The organism is Geomonas diazotrophica, assembly GCF_019063885.1.
Taxonomy (GTDB): domain Bacteria; phylum Desulfobacterota; class Desulfuromonadia; order Geobacterales; family Geobacteraceae; genus Geomonas; species Geomonas diazotrophica.
Window position 1 is genome coordinate 1,008,871 of record NZ_CP077684.1, and the last position, 20,919, is coordinate 1,029,789.

Genomic DNA, 20,919 nt, shown 5'->3' on the forward strand with positions numbered 1-20,919 from the left:
TCCGGCTGCAGGCGTGCCCAGCAGAAATCTCTCAAGTAGTGCCGAACCCTGGCGATAAGGTCACAGCGTTGACATGGAGGGGATGCCAGGCACAGAAGTGCGCAGGCCGGGCTAGGGCCGGCCCCGGTGCCAGAACGGCGCCCGCGGCAACACTGTCCCTTCTGCCATGTAATCGGTGCTCTTTGGCGGCCGATACCGATGAGAGTCGCACCGAGGGGTACCCGAGAGGGTACCCCTGCTTTTTTTCCGGGGGAGTCCGGGCGGGAAGTGGTGAGGAGGGATCAGTAGAGGAGGTAGGGCTTGCGCAGCTCCAGGAAGCTTTTCACTCCTGGCGCCCAGCGGGCTTCGATGGCGGCCGGCGTCTCGCCCGCCTGCAGCCCCTTGCGCAGCTCAGGCGAACCTGCCATGTCGTCGATCCCCCCCCGGAAGAACAGGGGACGGGCCTGGTCGGGGAGCGCCGCCTGCAGCGCGGCCAAAAGCGCGACACCGGTCTGCACCGGCAAGACCTTGCGGTAGTCGGTGATCTCGATGCTCACCCCCGCCACCTCGCGGTCGCGGTACTTCGGCGCGCTGGAGATGCCGGGGAGCCGGACCGGGGTGAACTGCAGCGGATCGAAGTGCAGTCCCGGGAGACGTTCTTCGTTCAGACGCAGGGCGAGGGCCTTGGCGTCGATGCCGGGCCAACCGGCGATCTGGAACGGTCTCGTGCTGCCGCGTCCTTCCGAGGCGCCGGTCCCCTCCAGCAGGCCGGTGCCGGGGTAGAGCAGCACCGAGTCGATGGCGGCCAGGTTTGGGCTGGTGGCGACCCAGCGCAGCCCCGTATCCGGCCAGCGCATCTCCCGCTGCCACCCATGCATGCGCACCACCTGCAGGTCGAGCTTCTCCAGGTCCGGCAGCATCCCTTCCCCCTTGATCATCCCGGCCAGCTCCCCTACCGTCAGGCCGTGGGCCAACGGGATCGGGTAGAGCGAGGTGAAGCTCCCCGGGATCTTCTCCCTCACGAAGCCGGCGACGTAGTCCCCCCCAAGGGGGTTGGGACGGTCCAGCACCAGGAAGGGGATGCCGGCCTGGGCGGCGGCCTGCATGGCGAGCCCCATGGTGGAGATGTAGGTGTAGAAGCGCGCGCCGGCGTCCTGGATGTCGAAAACCAACAGGTCGATACCCTTGAGGTCGTCCGGGCGCGGCTTCTTGCTGGCGCCGTACAGGCTCTTCACCGGTATGGCCGCCGCGTTGTCGTCGGCCAGCTTGACGCCGTCCTCGGCATTCCCCTTCAGGCCGTGCTCGGGAGAGAAGATCACTACGGGCTTCACCCCTTTTTGCTCCATCAGCGTCAGGACGTGGGTGTCCCCCACCATGGCGGACTGGTTGGTGATCAGGGCGAAGCGCTTTCCCTGTAGCGGCGGGAACCCCTGCTCGCTCAGGATCTCGGCGCCGGTCTTGACGGGTTCGGCCCGGGAGGAGAGTGGGAACAAAAGGAACAGCATCAGGGTCACTGCGAGAACGGATGGTGCAACTCGAAACACGATGTACCGCCTTCTGGTTCAGATGATGGCAGAGCTTACTCCACAACTTTCTGCGAAGGCAAGCCCTATGCGGTTCTTCGGTGAGTTGCATCACAATTTGTCTCGGCCGGGGGTCTGTCAAACGTGAAAGGCGCGATCGCGACTGCCATGCTGGTACTGGCCCTGGCACAGCCGGTTTGGGCCGAGGAGGCCTGGCAGGCGACCTTCGATGATACCTGCTCCAAGAGCAACCAGGCCATGACCATGTCGGTGCAGGAGCTGCGCGACCTGTTGGCCAAGTGCGACGCGCTGCAGAAGGTGATCGAGACCCAGGAGGAGTCGGTACGCAAGGTGTACCTGAAACGCCTGTCGCTGTGCCGCAACCTTTACGCGTTCATGCTGGAGTACAAGCAGAGCAACCAGGCCAAGTAGACCTGTTCGGGGTGGGGGGAGTGCCAGGATGGAGTCGGTGGTGCTGGGGAAGGGGATGAGGATGCTGTTGCGTGCCGTGCCGGCGTGTGCCCTCGTGCTCGTCCTGAGTTCCGGAGGGGCGGCCATGGACCGCAGCGAGCCGGCCAAGGTTTCTCCCACCAGGAACATTTCGCCGAGCTCGACTGCTCCAGCTGCCACCCCGACATCTTCAACATCAAGGTGAAGTCGACCAGCGCCTTTACCATGGACACCAACATCTACGGAAACTTCTGCGGTGCCTGCCACATGCTGGTCGCCTCCCCTATGAACGACTGCAAGCGCTGCCACAAAGGGATGAGCGACAGCTTCGGCAGTAGCGCCCCTCCCGCTAGCACCCCACCCAGCTCGCCTGCCGATCGAAGCAGTTCAGAGACCCCCTGCGCTCCAGGGCGAGCCCCGCGTACTGGTCCATCCCCAGGCAGAGCGCCGCATAGATCCTCGCCGCCGCCAGCACTTCCGGGAAGCTTACCTGCTCCTCGGGGGTGTGGGAGATCTCCAGCGCGCCCGGCCCAAGGATGAGCGGCCGGCATCCCGCCGCGTGGAACAGGTTCCCGTCCGAGTGCGACCGGAAGGCCTCGAACTTCAGGGTGAGCCCGAGGCGCTGGTAGGTCTGTTCCAGGATGCGGGCCAGCGGGTTGTCGGTCCCCAGGTTGTAGCCGGGGGAGGCGAAGTCGAAGGCGACCGAGAGGTCGAGCCCCGGTATGTACTGCCCGGCGCCGGCGGTGATGCGGCGGATGGCCTGCTCCACGGATCCCGGATCGCGCTCGGGGGGGAGGTGCAGGTCGATCCACGCCTCGCAGCGGTCCGGCACCACGAATCCCTTCTGGGAGGAGCGCATCTCCCTGATCGAGTAGACGATCTCGGATTCGCCCCGCTTGAACAGGGAGTCCTTCCCGAGGTGAAGAAGCACCCGCAGCATCGACTCCACGGCGTTGTGCCCCAACTCGGGGAGCGAGGAGTGGCTGCGCACCCCCCGGGTGACGAACCCCGCTTCCAGGTAACCGAAGTGCGCGAAGCAGGCGGAGAGGCCGGTCGGTTCCCCGATCACGGCCCACGGGGCGCTGCACCGCTTGAGAAAGGCGGCGCTGCCGTCCCCGTTCTCCTCTTCACCCACCACCAGCAGTAGCCCAACGCTCGGGCGTCGCGCAGGTTTGAGCGCCTGCGCCAGAGCGAGCCAGGTCTCCAGCATGGCGGCGCAGCCACCCTTCATGTCGGCGCTCCCCAGCCCCCGGACCAAGTCCCCATCCTCCCGCGCCCCGAACTCCTCCAGGTCCCAGGCGGGAACCGTGTCCACATGCCCCACCAGATAGAGCCTCGGTTCGTTCTCTCCCATGGTGACGCGCAGGTTGTAGCGCTCTTCCTCGACCTCCTGGCGCTCCACGGAGAATCCGGCGCGGGAGAGGAGGTCCTCAAGGTAGAGCTGGATGTCCTCCTCCTTTCCCGAGGGTGAGTATATGTCGAGCAGGTCGGTGAGGGTCCCCTTGAGCCGTGCGGGGGCGATGGCGGCCATGACCTCTTCGAGTCGGCCGCTCATGGCTTTTTCACCGGCTTCTTCTTTTGCCGCTTGGAGAGGTTGAGCGTCATGTAGAGGTGCTCCTGCACGTTGTCGAAACCGTGCTTCTTGAAGAACCGGATGGCCGGTTCGTTGTCGGCCGAGGTGTCGATGATGATCATGCGTACCCCCTGTTCCTTGAAGCGCCTTTTCAGTTCCTTGAAGAGCCGGGCGCCGACCTGCACCTTCTGCAGCTCGCGGCGCACCCCGAGCCAGACCAGGTAGCCGTACTTCCAGGGCGAGTGGTGCTTCTTGACGGTGGTGCCCAGGGCGAACCCCAGGATGCGGTCCTCGTGCTCGGCCACGATGCAGAGCTCGTTGTCCGAGTTGAACAGCGTGGTGATCTCGTATTCGTCCCAGGTGCGGTAGAGGCTTTGCGAATATTCCGCGGTGAAGACCTCCTCCCCGATGTGAAACACCTCCGGCAGGTCCTCGATGATCATCTGCCGGATGCGGGGGGCCTCCTCTTCGTGCTGGTCGTTGTGCGGCATGACCTACCTCGTGAACGGCTTAGTTGGCTGCTGCTGACATTATAACAGAGTTGCGACTCGGGGGACTGAGACAGCAGTCCTCCCTTCTGGCAAGGGGGATGCGGGGTGACAAGACGGTAAGGCGTCGATGGCATCAAAAGCTTCTACGCTAAGAGGCGGAGCCGCAAAGGCGCAGGGAATATGAGATTCGAACCCAGCTCCACCTTCTTCTCCCAGGACGTCGCGGGGCGGGGGAGAGCGTAACTTCAGTTGCGGCGATGCTTTTCAAGTTCAATCCGTGGTCGCGTGCTCATAGGCAGAAAACTCTGTCGTGGTTTTGCTCCCGCATCTTCGCTCTGCCTGCCGGATATTGTTGAGGAAACAAGAACATCGTCGTCCGACATGGTAAACTTCATGGGTTCGTAATCTGGAAAGGTTAGGCGTTTCCTATCTCGATCTGCAGCTCCTCCGGCGCGAGGAGGGGCGGGGGCGAAAAAGGGAAAGCCGACGCGCCTGGAGCCTCATGTCCCGATCCCTTGCCACACACTTTCGTATCGCCCTCTGCCTCGCCTGGCTCTTTTGCCTTGCCGCACCGCTTCGTGCCGCCGAGCCGGTAGAGGTCGCCGTCTCCGGCGTCGAGGGGGATGCCCAGGACAACGTGCGCCGGGCGCTGGAACTGCCGCATGGCCTGGTGCGCGACGGCAAGGTCGACCGGCTCTGGCTGGAGCGCTTTGCGCGCCAGGCGCCGGAAAAGGCGCGGGTGGCCCTGCAGCCTTACGGTTTCTACCGCGCCAAGGCGACTGCCACGGTGCGGGAAGGGAAGGGGGGAGAGGGGAGGGTGGAGGTGGTGGTCGATCCGGGCGAACCGGTGCGGGTCGTCGAGGTCGACCTGAAGCTCGAGGGGGAAGGGGCGCAACAAAAGGAGTTGCGCCGCCAGGCCGCCTCCTTCCCGCTTGCCGCCGGGGGGGTGCTGTTGCAGCCCGACTACGAGCGGGGCAAGAGTGCACTACAGGCGCAGGCCCAGACCCTTGGCTACCTGGATGCCGGCTTCCCCCGCCACGAGATCCGGATCTCCCCCGATCTTGCCACCGCCCGTATCCACCTCACCCTGGATACCGGCGCCCGCTACTACTTCGACGGCACCCGCATCGAGGGGGGCGCCGAATATCCGGATATCTTCCTGAAGCGGTTCATCGCCTTCAAGGAAGGGGAGCCCTTCTCCTACGCCAAGCTCGGCGAGACCCAGCTCAACTTCGCCAATGCGGAGCGCTTCCGGCAGGTGGTGGTGACGCCGCAACGTGAGGAGGCGAAGGGGCACAAGGTCCCGATCCTGGTTCGCCTCACCAGTGCGCCGCGGCGCACCCTGCGTCCCGGCATCGGCTACGGCACCGATACCGGCGGCAGGTTCTCGGTGCACTACCGCGATCTCAACCTCGCCCACGAGGGGAACGATCTCGACCTGAGCCTCTACGTGGCGGAGCGCCTGCAGGGGTTTGCGGGGCGCTACACCGTACCCAGCAAGAGCGATCTCAGGAGCTCCACCTCGATCCAGCTGAACCTGCAGCGCGAGACCGTCTCCACCTATCAAAGCCGGCTGGCGGCCATCGAGGTGGACCGCAACTTCGGCCTGGGGCGCGGCGAAGTCGCCACCCCCTACCTGAAGATCCAACAGGAAAACTACAAGGTGGCGAACGTGAACTCCCAGTCTCGGCTGGTGCTCCCGGGTTTTCGCTTCTCCAAGGACAAGTTCAACGACCTGGTCCGCCCGACGAGCGGTTACCGCTTCTCGGTCGACCTGCGCGGCGCCCACCAGTACCTCGGCTCGGATACCGGACTGGTCCAGGCCATCGGCAACGCCAGCGTGCTGATTCCCATGCCCGGGCGCCTCACCTTCCATGCGCGCGCCAACACGGGGTACAGCCTCCTCACCGACCCGCTTGCGGAACTCCCTCCCTCGATCCGCTTCTTCGCCGGCGGCGACCAGAGCGTGCGCGGCTACGCCTATCAAAGCCTCGGTCCCAAGGACGCGGCCGGCAGGGTGGTGGGGGGAAAACACCTGCTGGTCGGGAGCGTCGAGCTGGAGCGGGCCCTGTTCAAGAACTGGGGCGTCTCGATATTCGACGACATCGGCAACGCCTTCAACGACTTCGGCAACATCGATCTGATGCAGGGGGTGGGGGTGGGCGCCCACTACTACACGCCGGTGGGGGGGCTTAACCTTTACCTGGCCCATCCGCTGGCAGCCGGCGCCCCCCCCGTTCGCATCCATTTCTCCGTGGGGTTTGAATTTTGAGACGGTTCGCGTTCTACATAGGGCTCCCCCTGCTGGGGCTCCTCCTCGCCATGGTCCTGGGGCTCTTCTGGCTTCTGGGTACCAGCTCCGGCGCTCGTTTCGCCCTGACCACCCTCGGGGGGCTCTCAGGCGAGAAGGTCTCGGTGCGGCAGGTCGAGGGGCGGCTTTGGGACCGGCTGCGGCTGACCGGGGTGCGGCTGGACCGCCCCAAGGTGGTGCTGCAGCTGGAGCGCCTGGAGCTTTCCTGGGAGCCCGTGCGCCTTTTGCACGGCAAGCTCCTGGTGCACGATCTTTCCCTCACCGCGCTGCGCATCCAGGACGACACCCCGCTGGTCGCCAAGACGCCGGAGCTGCGCTGGCCGCAGGTGAGCGAAACGGTGCGGCGCCTGGAGGCGCGGGTCGAGCGTTTCAGCCTGAAGGGGATGAGCTACCGCCACCTCCAGGGCGAACCCTTCCTGTTGAGCGAGCTGGCGGCCGGGCTGACCCTGCGCGCCGGCGTCCTGGCCGTCTCCGGGGGGAGCGTTTCCGCGGCGCAAGGGAGCGCCTCGGGGGAACTCACGGCAGGGTTGCGGCACCCATCGCTGCATCTCGAACTGCACCTCGCCCCGTCGCAGCCGATGGCCGACCTGGACGCCTTCTCGGTGCAGGCGCGCCTCGAATCGGGGGGGGAGCCCGAGCAGCTGGCCGGGCCGGTCGCGCTCACCGGCAGCCGCGACGGAGGGAAACGCCTCGACATCACCAGCGAACTCGGCATCACCCGTGCCGGTTTCAATTTCAGGAGCTTTCGAATGCTGCGCCCCGGCCGCCCCGGGCTTCTCACCGGCAACGGCAGCATGACCCTCACCACGGACGAGCCCCTCTTAGCGCTCGCCCTTCACGCAGACAATCTCGACCTCGGGCGGGAGTTCGCCCATCCAGCCATCCTCGACGGCGACCTCACCTTCTCCGGCAGCCCCGCCCGCTACCTCGGTACCTTCTCCCTCACCAACCGCGGCCCCGGCTGGGAGAGCATGGGGCTCGCCGCACGTTATCGCGGTGGCAAGAACGGCGTGCGCCTGGACCCGCTCTCCGGCAACTGGCTCAAGGGGAGCGTGCGCGGCGCGCTCGACGTGGACTGGAGCGGCGGCTGGCGGGTGAGCGGCAAGCTGACCGGCCGAGGACTTGACCCGGAAAGCCTCGCCGCCGACTGGAAAGGGAGGGTGAACCTCGACCTCACCGGGGTGGTGGGGCAGCGGGACCGGGGGGCGGTGCAGGGGAGCGTTCAGGCGCGGCTGCTGCAGAGTAGGCTCAAGGGGCGGGATCTGACCGGCGAGCTCGAGGGTAGCTTCGCCGGGGCCAAGGTCGCGGTGAAGCGCCTGATGCTGGCGGGTAAAGGGTTCCGGCTCCGGGGGAGCGGCGAGCCTGACCGGCGCTTCGACTTCACCGCCGACGTGACCGATCTCTCCGGTCTGCTGCCGGGAAGCGCGGGTGCCGTTGCCGCGGACGGCTGGCTGCGCTGGCGCGATGGGATGCTCTCCGGCGCGGCCGCTGCCAGGGGACGCAACCTTGCGGCGGCCGGCGTCCGTACCGGTGCCGTCGATCTGCAGGCAAGCCTCGGGGAGGGTAAGGATTACCCGGTCTCCCTGCGCGGGACGGCGAGTACCGTGCGCGCGGGAGAGCTTGCTGTGGACGCGGCCACCTTCGCGCTGCGCGGCACCTCGAAGCGGCACACCATCGAGGCGCAGCTCACCTCCGGCGTCGCCAAGGTCGATCTCCTCGCCTCCGGCGGCTACGCCGACGGCGTCTGGCGCGGCGAACTCTCCCGCTTCTCCGGCAACGACGGCGTGGGCCCCTTCGCGCTCGCCGCCCCGGCGCGGCTCACCGTCGGGCAGGGGCGCTTCAGCACCACGCCGCTGGTCATCGACGGGGCGCCCGGCGAGCGCATTGAGCTGGCCGGTAACCTGAACCGCGACCGCTCGGGCGCCTTCCGGGGGAGCTGGAGCGGCCTCAACCTCGCCCGGGCCGGCGTCTGGCTCCCCAAGGGGGAACTCTCCGGCGCCTCTTCCGGCAGTTTCGACCTGAGGCTCGCCCCCGGTGGGCGAGCCACCCTGAACGCACGTGCCGAGGCGAGCGGCGCCGTTGTCGCCGACGGCAGGCGGGTCGGGTTGGAGCGGCTGCTGGCCACGCTGCAGGGAGGGGAAGGGGGAGTCGACGCCACCGCCGATCTCGCGCTGGAAAAAGGGGGCGGCAGCGCCCGTCTCACCTTCCATTCCGGCGAGCACGCCGCCCTGGCGCTGCCGCGGCGCGGCGACCTTACCCTGAACTGGGCGAATCTCGACCTGGCGCTGCTGCGCCCCTACCTCTCGCCCGAACTGAGCCTGGAGGGGAGGCTTGCCGGAGAGGTGAAGGGGCGACTCTTGCCGGGACGGCGCATGGACCTGGCCGGCAACACCTCCCTTGCCGGCGGCAGGGTCATCTGGCGGGCCAAGGGGGACGAGTTCGACGCCTCCATCGACCGGGCGGAACTCTCCTTCCAGCGGCACGACACCGGGAAGCCCGGGGGGGAGCTGGTCCTGCACGGCAGTGCCGACGCCACCGGGGCCTACCAGTCCAAAGGGGAAAAGGTGATCGGGAGCCAGTTCACCGTCCGCATCGATGCCGACGGCAAAGGGACCCGTGCCGCCGCCGACCTCTGGCTCGACACCGGTGGCAGCCTCAGGGGCGTGCTCTCCTCCGACTCTCCCGCCGGCAGCGCCCTTCCCGAGACCGGAGACTTCAGCGTCGAGTGGAGCGACATCAAGCCGGCCCTGCTGCGTCCCTGGCTCCCGGGGACCATGGACCTGCAGGGGGAGCTCCACGGCAACGCCAAGGGGAGGCTCCTTCCCGGCAAGCGGCTGGATCTGGCGGGCGAAGCCGGCTTCTCGCAGGGAAGCGCCCGGTGGCAGGGAAGTACCGGCGAGGCGAGCGCCGCGATCCGCTCGGCCCTGGTGAGCTTCGCCTGGCACGGCGAGAGCCTGACCGGAAACCTGGACCTTTCCCTCGCCGACTACGGGCAGGCCAAGGGCGACTTCCTCCTGCCGATCCCGGCCCGGCTGCCGGTGACTCCGAACCAGGCCGGCGCGGTGCAGGGGCGCTTGTCGGGGACGCTGCAGGAGCACGGCTTCCTCACCGCATTCTTCCCGGGGGTGGTGCAGGAAACCCGCGGCACGCTCAGCGTCGATATCAAGGCGGCGGGAACCTGGGGCGATCCTACCGTGAACGGGACCCTGGAGCTCGCCGATGCCGGTGCCTATCTCCCCAGTGCCGGGATCACCCTCACCGGGGTGCAACTCCTGGCGCGCCTGGACCACGATGAGATGCGCATCGAGAGGTTGAGGGCGCTCTCCGATGGCGGCGAACTGACCGGCACCCTGCTGATGAGGCTCAAGGGGTGGCAGGTGCAGGATTACCGGGGCACCCTGAGCGGGCAGCGTTTCCAGACCGTGTACCTGCCGGAACTCACCATGTACACCTCGCCGCAACTCACCTTCGAAGGCGACGCCAAAAAGGCCACCATCAACGGCGAGATCGGGGTCCCCGAGATGCTGATCTCCGGCTCCCCCACGCAGCACGTGGTCGCGCCGAGCGAGGACGTCGTCTTCGAGGGCGCTCCCCCCAAGGGTAAGGAGCCCCGCATCCCGTTGCTCGTGGAGGGGAGGGTGAAGGTGGTGCTCGGGGACAAGGTGCAGGTGGAGGCATCAGGAATCGACGCGCAGCTCGGGGGGAGCATGGACCTTGTGCTGAACGGGATCGACAAGATCGAGAGTTCCGGGGAGATCAAGGTGATCAAGGGATGCTACCGCGCCTACGGCATGAACCTGGAGATCGTGCGGGGACGGATCTACTACGTGAACGACCCGGTGACCCGGCCCACCCTTGACGTCCTGGCCCTGCGCACCGTTGGCGACGTCAAAGCGGGGGTCACCGTGGGCGGGTTCCTGAACGCACCGGTGGTCAAGCTCCACTCGGAGCCCACCATGCCCGAGGTGGACATCCTTGCCTACATGGTGCTCGGACACCCCATGGGGACCAGCGGCGAGCAGGGGAGCGCGCTGGCCACCGCTGCCGCCGGCATCTTCTCCTTCGGGAAGTCGGAGTCGTTGCAGGAGCAGATCAAGGACCGGCTCGGCCTGAGCACGCTGGGACTGGAGTCGGTCGACACATCGAGCACCGGCCGGATGGGGTACAAGGAGATCGCCACCACCCCGACCGGTGCGATTTCCGCCAAGACGCCCGTAGCCGGCGAGTCCGTCTTCTCGGTGGGCAAGTACCTGGCCCCGGATCTCTACCTCAGCTACGGCAGGTCGCTGATCACGGGACAGAACCTTTTCCGGCTGCGCTACGACATCTTCAAGCGCATGCAGATCGAGACCCAGAGCGGCTCCGAGTCCGGCGTTGACCTCTATTACAAGCTGGAATTCAGGTGATCCCGGAGTTTCATTCCACTTCTCGTTACCGGTTAGCGGGGATCTTCCGCTAGTCCCTCTTCCTCAGGGAGAGGGTGCCCGAAGGGCGCACCAGCCATTTCGTCTCGGCTACTCCTGGATGACATTTATCAAGCGGCTTGTATCGAACCCCAGTACCGCAGCCTTGGAGATTAAACTACTTTTTACCTCCGGCTGCATCGTCGGAGTTCTGGACAGAATCCACAAATACGACCGGTCCGGCCCGCAGACGAGGGAATACTGGTACTGATCCTTATCAAGATCGATGATTACGTAGGAGCCGTAAAAGGGTCCGAAGAATGAAACCTTCAGGTACCCCTTGGTCGGGTCTTCCACGAAGTAAGCCTTCCCGATGGCTTCCTTCGACTTGTTATCCTTTGCTGAATAGCCGCGATTTATTACCTTCAGCCCGCCATCCTCTCGTAAAGCGTACTCTGCGCTGACATGTGTCAGCCCCCGTTCAAAGGAATGATCCAGTCGCGCAATCTCGTACCACTTGCCCAAGTACCGCTGAACATCGAAATTATCGACCGGTTTCACCCCTTCTGGTATTCCCACGCAACCGGTAAGGAGCACGGTCAACAATAGTGACAGCTTTTTCATGGCGGGAGGTCCTTGCGCGATAATGGATATTTTGCACGTAGGTCTGCAGTTTGTCTGCCTTGCCCAATGCAGTGCGTAGGGGGGGGCAGGTCTTGTCGAATGGTTACGGCGTCACTTTGTAAAGGTGTATGTCACCCTGTTGGATGATCCGGCTACCATGTTAGAGATGTACACCGTCAATGTATAGGTTCCGGCGGCAAAACCGGCATAGCTTTCGGAGAAGGTCAGGATACCGCTGCGCTGTGCTGGTGCGTCCACCCCCGGTTGTTCTCGAAAGACTTCAATCCCCTGTGCATTCGTGAAGTAGGCCGTACGGGCTGCGAGATCGTCGACTGGGGCATTGAATCCGAGGGTCACATCGATTTTTTGCCCGGCGGTGTCATTGACGAAGTTCGAGGAGGTGATGGTGGGATGGGTTGCGGGCTGCGGAACTATCGACAAGTCGTCGCTTCCGCAACCTGTGATTAGCGTCATCAGCAGCAATGTACATGAGAAAAATACATTCTTCATCGGAGCTACCTCCGTTGTGAGGGCGGTTCACTTGAAAGAAAAGGGAACAGGCTGCATTACCTCCTTTTACTCTCGCATTTGATCTGGTAAATGCCGCTACTTCTTCGCGAGGTAGCGGCTCTTCACGTTGTAGGTCACCATCCATTCGGCCATGGTGCGCTTGGGGAGGGTCTTCAACAGTTCGGCGCTGATGGCGTCGGCATCACTTGTCTTCGCCGCCAGCTCGGTCGCCTTCTTGTCGAAGAGCCGGATGTACTCTTTCATCTCCTTCAAATCCTTCTTTCCGGAAAGGGGACCGTGACCGGGGACGACCTTTTCAACGTCCATGGCCAGCAGGGCGTCGATGGTCCGAATCCAGCCGCCGAAGTCGCCGTCGGCCAGGAAGGGGTGGAAGTCGGTGAAGAGGATGTCTCCGGCAAAGAGGATCTTCCTCGCCGGGAGGTACACCACGAGGCTCCCTGCGGTGTGGGAGGGGGCGGTCCGGATCAGACGCACTTCCTCGCCGCCCAGGTCGAGCAGCATTTCGTCGCTGAAGGCGAGGGTCGGCACGGCTATTTCGGTCCCCGCCATGTCCTCGGGCTTCAGGCCGTAACTCGCGGCCCTCTGCAACAGTCCGGCGCCGTTGGCGGCGAGATAGTTGCGGTCGGCTTCGTGGGAGATGACGGTCGCGCCCAGCTTGGCGAAGACGCAGTTGCCCAGCGCATGATCCAGATGGGTGTGGGTGTTCACCACGTACCTGATCGGCTTGTCGGTGACCTTCCGGATGTCGGCCAGGAAGCGTTGCCCTTCCTTAGCGGAGATCAGGGTGTCGATCACCAGCACGCCGTCCTTACCGATTACGATGCCGGCGTTGGCGGCGAAGCTGTTGGCCGGGGAGGCGTCTTTGGAGCCGACGTAGGAGTAGACGTTGTCGGCGAGTTTGGTGAGTTCCGCACAGGCACCCTGGGCCAGCAGCAGGGTAAGGGCCAGGACGAGTGCGGTCAGTATCGCGGGGCGTTTCATCGCGTGCTCCTTTTTCAGAAAGTGATGGTTTCGGAACCGAAACCGACCAGTTCGATGTCTGGCAGGTTCTGGCAAACCTCGGCGACGGTCTTGTGGGTGGTGAGTGCGCGGATAACGACCGGCAGCGGCTCGGGCCAGATCTCGGGGAGGTCTGCTTCCAGGCGTTCGCTGATCGTGAAGGCAAGGTGCTCATCCGGGGGGCTGAACTGCGCGTCGACACCGGGCTTGTTGCCGCGGGGATCGACCCGGTACCAGCCGTGGTCCGGCAGCCAGATGGCGTTCAGGCCGTGCAGGCAGTATGGGGGACCGCCGTCGTGCAGGGACAGCCGCTGGTAGCAAAGGCCGGCGGCAATCCCGTTGGCGCGCAGCAGGGCGGCCAGCAGATGGCTCTTGGCGTAGCAGTAGCCGGTGCCGTGTTCGAGCACTTCGGATGCGCGGCAGGTCACCGGTTCCAGCCTGTAATCCCAGCTGTGCTTTATCCGGTCGCGGACAAACTCGAAAGAGCGCCTGGCGATCTCCGTCTTGTTGAGCCCGCCGGCAGACAGAAGCTGCGCCTTTTCAAATACGGCGGGATGATGCCAATCGATGTATTCCGTCGCCTCGAGGTATTGATCCATGCTCCACCCTTTCCTGCATCATCTCTGTGCTTGCTGATCCTGCATTTTCAGAGTCAACATACTATCACGGTATAGATAAGAGAAAAGCACCGCCAGGATAAAAGTGACGGCGCCGGCGGTGAAAAAGCCGGTGGAGAAGCCCGCCGCTTTGATGACCATGCCCATGGTGGCGGAGCTGAGCATCATGCCCAGGTAGATACAGCTGTTGTACAGTCCAAGCCCAAGACCGCGCTGTTTGGGAGGCATCACGACAACCACCAGGGCGCTCAGCGCAGTGAATCCGATCCCCATGCCGGCCCCGAGGACGCAGGCGCAGATGAGGAGCGTCGCCATGCCGTGGGCCAGCCCGGCGGCGCCCACGGCGAGCGCGCAGAGCACGAGGCCGATGCCGGACATGACTCCGCGGTCCACCCGGTCGCTCAGGTGGCCGAACGGGATGCGCAAAAGGACGTTCACCAGTGCCTGTGCCGCGAAGATGATGCCGATCTGCCCGACGTTGAGGCCAAGGGCGCGGGCATGCAGGGGAAGAAAGGAGATGAACATGCCGAAACCGAAGCATCCCCCCAGCGTTCCCACCAGCGCCGCCAGGAGACGGCGGTTGGCGAGGATGCCGGTGGGGAGCTGTTCGGCGTGCTCGTCGTGGGGTTGCTCCTGCGGGGTCGGGAGGAAGCAGAGGACGGCCGCGAGCGCCGCCACGATGAGCCCTCCGGAGACGAAGAAGACTTCCCGGATTCCCAGCGCCTTGCCGAACCAGCCGCCGCTGGCGGGACCGAAGGTCATGGCGAGATAGACGGCCGTGGTGTACCAGCTGTAGGCGCGTCCGACGTGGGAGCGCGGCACGACCCGGGCCACCGAGGACATCATGGTGGGGGTGAAGGCGGAGAGCCCCATTCCGAAGATGAGATAGACGGAGCCGAGCAGCAGCGGCGTATAGCAGAAGGGGATCAAAAGGGAGGCGCAGCTCATCAGGGCTAGGCCGGTGATGAGGACGGGCCTGATGCCGATCCGGTCCGAGAGCAGGCCGGAGGGGACGGCGAGGATGCCGGCGGAAAGCATGAAGGCGGCGTTGATGAGCCCGATCTGAGCGGTGCCGGCGCCGATACTGCTGGCCAGCAGCGGGAGCACTGGGATGCGCATGTAGGCCCCGAGGAAGCAGATGAAGCCGATGACGCAGCAGGTGAGCACCTGGATGCTCTGGCGATGGCCGGGCGTCCGGTATTGCCGGGTGAGGTCGATGTCGAGGTCGGTATCGCTCATGATCCGGCCAAGCTAGCCGCAACGATGAGCGCTGTCAACATTAAACCCGCGGGAGAGAGGCTCCGGAGGTTCGCTCGCACGGAATTCCCCTCACCCTGACCCTCTCCCGGAGGGAGAGGGGAGGTGGACCTTTTTCGGAGGGGGAGGGAGCGGATCTCTTCCGAAGGGGGAGTGGGCTTCCATCGCGGGGATGGTAACGTGCGGCTGCTACAGGTCGATCTCCTCGATCCTTCTGAACAGCCGGCCGCCGCTCTCCTCGATGAAGTAGAGGACCTGGAGGTTCAGCGGTACGCCGGGGAAGTCGCCGCAGTCCCTGAAGTCGGTGCGCAGTCCGTAGCACTTCTTTCCGATCCCGCAGCCGTAGCCGAGTTCCGCCACGGTGCCGCTGTCGGGCTCGGTGCCGTCCAGGACCGCCAGCACCAGGTCGCTCCCTTTGAGTCCCTGTGCATTCACCGCGCCGGTGAACCGCGCCGCCTCCTTGATCGCCCGCACCCGCTCGGCCCCGTCCTCGACGGACATCGCCTCCTTGATCCGCTGCGCCACTTCCTCCTGCTCCCAGGGATCGAAGACGCTGCAGCCCAGCTCCCCCAGGCGCCTCTTGATCCGCTCGCGGTACGGGTTGTTTTCCCGGCTGAAGCCTAAGGGGGAGGCGAGGTAGATTGTGGCTCGTTTCTCGGTCATGGCCTTCTCCGTCTGCGCCGCCTGCGCCGGCGCACCTTCGGGTGGTGTGGTGCAAAGGTAGGGAGAATATAGGTCGAGACGGGTGCGGTGTAAATGAAAAAGGACCCCCGGCATGGTGCCGGGGGCCAAATTCCGTCGCTGCGAACAGCGCCGGAGGAAGACGTTACGCCTTCCCGCTCGTTACTGGGGTGAGAGCCCGACCTGGATCGTTCCGCGCTCCAGGCTTACCAGGAAGGCAACTTTCTTGTACTGCACCTTGCATTCTCCGGGGGAGGGAACCCGCGACCAGGCATTCTTGTCGTTTACCAGAAGGGCGCGCAGTTCCTCGCTGTCCGTCTGCACCGAGAAGTCCGGGGGCGCGCCGGCGTCGTAGCTTGCGGTGATCCGGACCTTGGCCCCGGCGAGCCGCTCCCGCTCCGCTGCGGCGAGCTTTCCTTCCAGCACCTGGCGCATGGCGAGCCCCGCCACCTGGAGGTAGCGGCGCGTGTTGTACATCATTTCCTGTGCGTGCCATGCCCCGGCGAAGGCACGGCTGATTTCGGGGGCGACTTGTGCCTGCTGCGGCTGTACCTCGCCGGCAGCCGTCTCGGCGGCTATCGCCTGCGCCGGTTCCGGCTTCGCCTCGACAGTCTCGGCCACGTCTTCCTGTACCACGGCCGGTTCGACGGGTGGTTCGATCCGCGCTGCCGGCGGTTCCGGGGGGGAGGCTGCGTCGAAAGTCGCCAGGTCCACGTAGAGGATGGGCGGCCTGACCGCCGGCTTGGTCTCGCTGTAGCACCAGATGGCCGCGCCGAGCGCCAGGTGCAGCAGTGCCGATATGAGCAGAGGTGTTGATTTCATGGTCGCACCCGAGAGCGCCCCTTCCCCGGGGAAAGGGGCCGTATCCCTAGTTAGCGTTTGGCTGCAGCATCAGCTTGATGATCGCCTTCTTCTCGGCGGAGCTTGCCGAGGCTCCGCCGGCCTTGGTGGCGACGATTTTCCCCTCGATGACGCCGAGCCGGGTCATGAAGTCGGAAGCCGCCTGCATGCGCTGTTGCTGGGTCGGCTGGTTGTTGTTATCCCAGATGGAATTCCGGGCCATGTCCACGATGTTCACGTCCTGCTGCATGGCGAGGTAGGCGTTGAAGGCCGTGGACGGGGTGTCGAAGGTGCTGCGCTGCGAGGTCCAGGTGCCGCCGTGACCGGTGCAGCTCTGCTGGTCCCAGTACTGGGTGTTGGAGCAGGAGCCGAGCCATTGCTGCATCATGGGCGGGATGGGGGTGGTGTCCCGGGTGTAGCTGATGCTGCCGCCCCCCTGGATCAGGTTCAGCATCCAGTTCACCATGACTACCTGCTGGATGGGCCAGTTGACCTGGGTCTGCGGCCCGATGTTGTTGGTCCCGAAGTCGGGCGGAAGCATGATGCCGGGGAAGGCGCTCGTGATAGTGGCCTTCAGGGCGGTGATGTCGGCGTTGCTGGAGGCGATGGCGTTCTGGAAGGTGGTCCAGGCGTTCTGGAAGATGGTGTTGATCGCCTGCTGTACCGTCTGGGCGTCGGTGCCGGGGTGGGCGGCCAGGTAGGCGGCGGGATCGCGGAAGAAGTCGCCGTACTGGGCGTCTACGCCCGCGGTCGACACCGCCATGGCCTGGGCGGCCGAGATGAAGGTGGAGACCTGGGTGCCGCTTGCCTGCAGCGTGTTGAGGGCGTTGGTGTAGTCGGTCACCATCTTGACCATGCTGATCTTGCGGTTGAAGGTGGACATGGACTGGTCGATGGAGTCCCTGAGGTTGGTGGAGATCCCGCCGGGGCCGCTGAAGAGGCCGGTTGCGTCGGCTGCGGCTCCGGCTGCCTCATGGGCGTTGGTGATCTGTTCCAGTTCCACGTCGGCACAGGCCGCAGCGTTCATGAAGACGTCGGCCATGAGTCCCCCGGCCTTCTGGGTCTCGCTGGTTTCGGTGGCGGTGCTGCCGCTTTGCACTGCTGTGTAGTAACCCTTGGTGAAGTCACGCAGGGTTGCCTTGGTGCTGTCGGGGTTGTAGACGAGACAGCTCTTCAGGGCGGCGAGCTTGGCGTCGGAGACGCCGTTACCCAGCAGGTAGTCCTCGAAGCCGCCTTGCCCCTTGATGGCGCCCTGCCCCAGAGACGCAAGTTTTAGCAGGTCGCCCGCCTGGAGGTCTGGAGAGCGCAGCAGGGTCAGCAGGTAAGCGGCCAGGACGGGATCGTCGGTGCCGGCAAGCTCGGCCGCCTTCAGGAAGGTGGCGGCCTGGACGGTGGCCAGGTCGTTGATGCCGAGTTGGTTCACGTCGCCGTCGGGAGGCGCGGGGGCGACGCCCTGGCGTACGATGGTGCCCGCGGCGTCCTTGATGGTGAACGCGATGAAGTTGACCTCGGCGTTGGTGGGGAGGGTGGTCAGGGTGAAGGTCAGCTTGCCGTCCGCGTCGGTCACCGCGGGCTTTGTCTCGATGGTGGCCAGCTTGCCGTCGCTTTTGAGCTTGCTGGTGGTGATGGTGTAGTTGCTGTTGGCGGTGAGGGCGAAGCAGGTGCCGGCCCCGAAGCTGAGCAGGGTGGCGGCGGCAAGTATGGAGCTGGAAATTTTCTTCATGGCACTTCCTCCTTGATCGGTTGGGTTACTTGGCGCTCCCCTGGATGGTGCCGCTGGTGCCGCCACCGGGGTTTTGTTGCGTGCCGCCGCCACCGCCGCAGCCGGTCAAGCCAAGGGCCATCACTGTCACCATTGCCACTATCAATGCCGTTGTCTTCTTCATAGTTCCTCCCTCCTCTTCGTTTTCACTCGCTGATCAACGAGCTTATAGATGAAGTCATGATGGCCGTGTTAGCAGATCGCGTGCCAGTTGTAACTGGCTGATGTTAGGCTGAAATCTGCCGGGGGAGAGGTGCCGTGCCTGTGCAACTGCTGAACAGGGAGTGCAAGAAATGGAATAGCACTAGTGTGGATGGTGTGCCGAGACAGAAGGAGGACGAGCTATGAGAGTTGTTGCCGGTAAGACGGGAAGGGGCAATCGGGCGGGAGAAGGGGGGGCGACCGGCGGGTGCCGGTCATCCCTTTAAGTGGTGGTCAGCGGTTGGTGTCCTTGGCGTTGTCGTAGACCTTGGCGCCGCGGATGCGCTGGTCGCCGATCTTGTTTTCCAGGTCGTGCCGCTCGACCTTGTTGTTCACCACGAGTTCCTCGTACCCCATGTAGCCGGCCTTGGCCAGGTCGGCGACGATCTGTACGAATTGTTCCTTGTCCTGGGGGGAGAGCTTGTGGAAGGCGTCGAAGCGGTTGGACTTGCCCAGGTTGAAGAAGCTGTCGACCGCGCTGAACACGTCCTGCGAGGTGGATATGTTGACCAGGTCGGCCTCGGCTGCCCGGTTTTCCTCGGCGCCGTCTGGCATAGAGCCGGCTGCGGCGGACTCCTTCTCCTTGGCCGGGCTCTTGGCGCCGGCTGATTCCAGAATCATCGCCTTGTATGCCGAAAGTGCTGAGATCATCAAGACACCTCCTCAGTGTGCTGAATCGACCATTATCTTACCCGATACTGTGAAAAAAGCGCCAGAGAAAGAATCAGTCAGTCAACCGGCCCGTTGACAGTGCGCGGTAGGGATTCCTGGCGACCGGGAGGCCGCCGGCGACGGAGAGAAGGGTCAGGTGCAGATGGGTGGGGGATCTTCTCTTGTGGGCGTTGAGGCCGGTCCTGCCGACTTCGGCGATGGCGTCGCCCGGCCGCACCAGGTCGCCCACCTCCACGTGCAGTGCCCGGTTGTGCGCGTAGTAGACCAGCGACTCGGTGGCCGGATCGAAGATCCAGAGGTATTTCCCGCCGCGCAGCCGGCTGCCGGGCTGCCACTCTTTTTCCTCGGCGACCACCACTCCCCCGGTCATGGAGAGCACCTGCACCGGTTCTCCGGTGCGGTCGTCGAGCCCCTCCTGCCTCTTGTCATGGATGAAGATGTCGTGCGAGGGGTGTCCCGTGTGCCTGTTGCCGGCGAAGTAGTCGTACCCCCCCAACTGGTAGCCGTTGCCGCGGACCCCTCCGATGGCTCGGTAGCCGTATCCCTTGAGCGGAAAGCACCAGCTCTTTTCCGGGTACTCCACGCCGCCCGCCGCGCGGTATTCCCGCGACAACGCCTGGATCATCCCCCTGAAGCGCTCCTTCGCCTCGGCCCGGGGGATTTCGTTGTCGCGGATCTGCGTGTTCAGCGCGTTGAACTCCCGGGCCAGGGCGCGCAGCCTTTCCGTGTTGCCCCCCTGCGCTTGCGTGGAGGGCGCGGCGAAGAGCACGAGGGTGATGAATAGGGGGGCCAGGCGCCGGAACGAGAAAAGTCGGGTCATGTTGTAAGGGCTCCGTGGGGGGGGCTTAGCGGCACTGGCCGGCGAGCCGCACAAACCCCTCCAGGAGGGTCTGCGCCGCCTCGCGGTCCGCAACGTTGATCACCGTGGTGCTGACGGAGAGGGTGTCGGTCAGCGACCGGTAGCTGAAGGGGTTCTGGAACCTCAGCACCACGTAGTCGGTGTAGTCCTGCCCCGTCTTGGAGGCGGCGACATCGAGGGCGGAGAAGTCGAGGTCCTGGAACTCTATGGTGTAGAGCCCTCCGGAAGGGTAGGTGCCGGAGACGGTATAACCGAGGCGGCATCCGTCGAAATGGATGGACTGGTAGCTTTCCTTGCGTGCAGACGAGGTGCTGCTGCTCATGGTCGCGGCGATGGAGTCTGCGGTCTGCTGCACGGCGCGGGGAGAGCCGGCGCCGGCCGGCGCGGCAAGGAGCGCGACGAGCGCGACCGCGGGAATCAGGTGTCTTTTCATGGTGGGTGCTGCCTTTTCAAGGGATCCAGTTTATGGTCTGTGTGTTGCCAGGAGTCTCGTCACTTCTGCCCCTTGGCCGGGTTCATCAGGTACTGGCGGACCTTGTATGGATCGAGCGCCGGTTCGCCCAGTTCCTTCTTCTCTTCGTTGATCAGCCTGGTCAGGTTCTTCTGTTTGCCGAGGTTTTCCAACTGGTCCGGAAGCGCCGGCAGGTTCCTCAGCTTCTCGTCCTTGGTGGCGAGCCTCGGGAGTTCCACGATGCCGGCACCGCGCAGCCTGATCTTGTACTTCCCGCTCAAGACCGGGTCGTACCAGGGGGAGAGCTCGCGCTCGGCGGTCGTTTTTCCGGTGAAGTGGTTCTTGAGGGGGAGCAGGACGCTCGCGTAGCCGGGCTTGTAGATCAGGAAACCGGTGCGGTCCTGCCGGGTGAAGGGCTGTGCCAGGATGGTCGTGTACGAGGGGATGTGGAACTTCCCCTCCTTGTCGGTGAGCGCCTCCTTGATGTTGATCACCGCGGCGGACTGTCCCGCTCCGGCGCCGATGGACCTTTTGTTGTAGATGGCGACCACCACCGCCCCCTCGACCGGCTGCTTGGTATCGATGTCCAGCACCTTCCCGTCGAAGGCGGGTTCGTGGTAGACGGGCCACACGGCCTGGGAAGCCGTTGCCGTCACAAGCATCAGGGAGAACGCCGCGAATAGAATCCTGACCAT

Annotated in this window: 20 protein-coding genes and 1 pseudogene; 5 read left to right on the plus strand and 16 right to left on the minus strand. The window is 64.8% G+C overall.

Annotated elements, in window-relative coordinates; all coding sequences use genetic code 11:
• Positions 1-281: 281 nt before the first annotated feature.
• Positions 282-1,484, minus strand: a complete 1,203-nt coding sequence (locus tag KP003_RS04375; protein WP_236026829.1) for an exo-beta-N-acetylmuramidase NamZ family protein — start codon at positions 1,482-1,484, stop codon at positions 282-284.
• 162 nt (positions 1,485-1,646) lie between these two features.
• On the opposite strand from KP003_RS04375, the gene KP003_RS04380 reads away from it, so the two are divergent.
• The 3 genes and pseudogenes from KP003_RS04380 to KP003_RS21255 form a co-directional block, all read left to right on the plus strand.
• A complete protein-coding gene (locus KP003_RS04380; RefSeq protein ID WP_239027611.1) occupies positions 1,647-1,934 on the plus strand; it encodes a hypothetical protein in 288 nt (95 codons plus the stop codon).
• 28 nt (positions 1,935-1,962) lie between these two features.
• Positions 1,963-2,157, plus strand: a complete 195-nt coding sequence (locus tag KP003_RS04385) for a hypothetical protein (protein ID WP_216498576.1) — start codon at positions 1,963-1,965, stop codon at positions 2,155-2,157.
• A pseudogene (locus tag KP003_RS21255) lies at positions 2,139-2,204 on the plus strand (hypothetical protein); the annotation flags it as partial. The gene KP003_RS04385 and the pseudogene KP003_RS21255, both read left to right, overlap by 19 nt.
• 97 nt (positions 2,205-2,301) lie before the next feature.
• On the opposite strand, the gene KP003_RS04395 reads toward KP003_RS21255, so the two are convergent.
• Both KP003_RS04395 and KP003_RS04400 read right to left on the minus strand, forming a co-directional pair.
• Positions 2,302-3,507, minus strand: coding sequence for a M20 family metallopeptidase (locus KP003_RS04395; protein ID WP_217300392.1), 1,206 nt, complete (start codon positions 3,505-3,507; stop codon positions 2,302-2,304).
• Positions 3,504-4,016, minus strand: a complete 513-nt coding sequence (locus KP003_RS04400) for a GNAT family N-acetyltransferase (RefSeq protein ID WP_216498435.1) — start codon at positions 4,014-4,016, stop codon at positions 3,504-3,506. Before KP003_RS04400 ends, KP003_RS04395 begins: the two co-directional genes overlap by 4 nt.
• A gap of 502 nt (positions 4,017-4,518) precedes the next feature.
• On the opposite strand from KP003_RS04400, the gene KP003_RS04405 reads away from it, so the two are divergent.
• On the plus strand, positions 4,519-6,288 hold the full coding sequence (locus KP003_RS04405) for an autotransporter assembly complex protein TamA (protein WP_216498434.1): 1,770 nt from the start codon (positions 4,519-4,521) through the stop codon (positions 6,286-6,288).
• Positions 6,285-10,733, plus strand: coding sequence for a translocation/assembly module TamB domain-containing protein (locus KP003_RS04410; protein ID WP_239027612.1), 4,449 nt, complete (start codon positions 6,285-6,287; stop codon positions 10,731-10,733). Before KP003_RS04405 ends, KP003_RS04410 begins: the two co-directional genes overlap by 4 nt.
• 108 nt (positions 10,734-10,841) lie before the next feature.
• Here the strand turns inward: KP003_RS04410 and KP003_RS04415 are convergent, their stop codons facing one another.
• The 13 genes from KP003_RS04415 to KP003_RS04475 all read right to left on the minus strand — a co-directional run bounded on the left by KP003_RS04415 (position 10,842) and on the right by KP003_RS04475 (position 20,919).
• Positions 10,842-11,354 (minus strand): lipocalin family protein, encoded by a 513-nt coding sequence (locus KP003_RS04415; protein ID WP_216498433.1) that lies wholly within the window; start codon positions 11,352-11,354, stop codon positions 10,842-10,844.
• A 111-nt stretch (positions 11,355-11,465) separates the two neighbouring features.
• The gene (locus tag KP003_RS04420) at positions 11,466-11,864 is read right to left on the minus strand and encodes a hypothetical protein (protein ID WP_216498432.1); all 399 of its coding nucleotides are present in this window, start codon (positions 11,862-11,864) and stop codon (positions 11,466-11,468) included.
• A gap of 96 nt (positions 11,865-11,960) precedes the next feature.
• On the minus strand, positions 11,961-12,866 hold the full coding sequence (locus KP003_RS04425) for an MBL fold metallo-hydrolase (RefSeq protein WP_217300393.1): 906 nt from the start codon (positions 12,864-12,866) through the stop codon (positions 11,961-11,963).
• Positions 12,867-12,880: 14 nt separating this feature from the next.
• Positions 12,881-13,483 (minus strand): transglutaminase-like domain-containing protein, encoded by a 603-nt coding sequence (locus KP003_RS04430; RefSeq protein ID WP_216498430.1) that lies wholly within the window; start codon positions 13,481-13,483, stop codon positions 12,881-12,883.
• A gap of 18 nt (positions 13,484-13,501) precedes the next feature.
• Positions 13,502-14,740, minus strand: a complete 1,239-nt coding sequence (locus KP003_RS04435; RefSeq protein WP_217300394.1) for an MFS transporter — start codon at positions 14,738-14,740, stop codon at positions 13,502-13,504.
• A 207-nt stretch (positions 14,741-14,947) separates the two neighbouring features.
• Positions 14,948-15,421: a nucleoside 2-deoxyribosyltransferase gene (locus tag KP003_RS04440; RefSeq protein WP_216498428.1), complete on the minus strand. Its 474-nt coding sequence runs from the start codon at positions 15,419-15,421 to the stop codon at positions 14,948-14,950.
• Positions 15,422-15,601: 180 nt separating this feature from the next.
• A complete protein-coding gene (locus tag KP003_RS04445) occupies positions 15,602-16,261 on the minus strand; it encodes a hypothetical protein (protein ID WP_216498427.1) in 660 nt (219 codons plus the stop codon).
• Positions 16,262-16,307: 46 nt separating this feature from the next.
• Positions 16,308-18,002, minus strand: coding sequence for a hypothetical protein (locus KP003_RS04450; protein WP_217300395.1), 1,695 nt, complete (start codon positions 18,000-18,002; stop codon positions 16,308-16,310).
• 25 nt (positions 18,003-18,027) lie between these two features.
• Positions 18,028-18,165 (minus strand): hypothetical protein, encoded by a 138-nt coding sequence (locus KP003_RS04455; protein WP_216790727.1) that lies wholly within the window; start codon positions 18,163-18,165, stop codon positions 18,028-18,030.
• Positions 18,166-18,476: 311 nt separating this feature from the next.
• Positions 18,477-18,893: a hypothetical protein gene (locus KP003_RS04460; protein ID WP_217300396.1), complete on the minus strand. Its 417-nt coding sequence runs from the start codon at positions 18,891-18,893 to the stop codon at positions 18,477-18,479.
• Between the two features lie 73 nt (positions 18,894-18,966).
• Entirely contained in the window at positions 18,967-19,734 is a 768-nt protein-coding gene (locus KP003_RS04465) for a M23 family metallopeptidase (protein WP_217300397.1), read from the minus strand.
• 25 nt (positions 19,735-19,759) lie between these two features.
• Positions 19,760-20,206, minus strand: a complete 447-nt coding sequence (locus KP003_RS04470; RefSeq protein WP_216498422.1) for a hypothetical protein — start codon at positions 20,204-20,206, stop codon at positions 19,760-19,762.
• A 59-nt stretch (positions 20,207-20,265) separates the two neighbouring features.
• On the minus strand, positions 20,266-20,919 hold the full coding sequence (locus tag KP003_RS04475) for a hypothetical protein (RefSeq protein ID WP_216498421.1): 654 nt from the start codon (positions 20,917-20,919) through the stop codon (positions 20,266-20,268).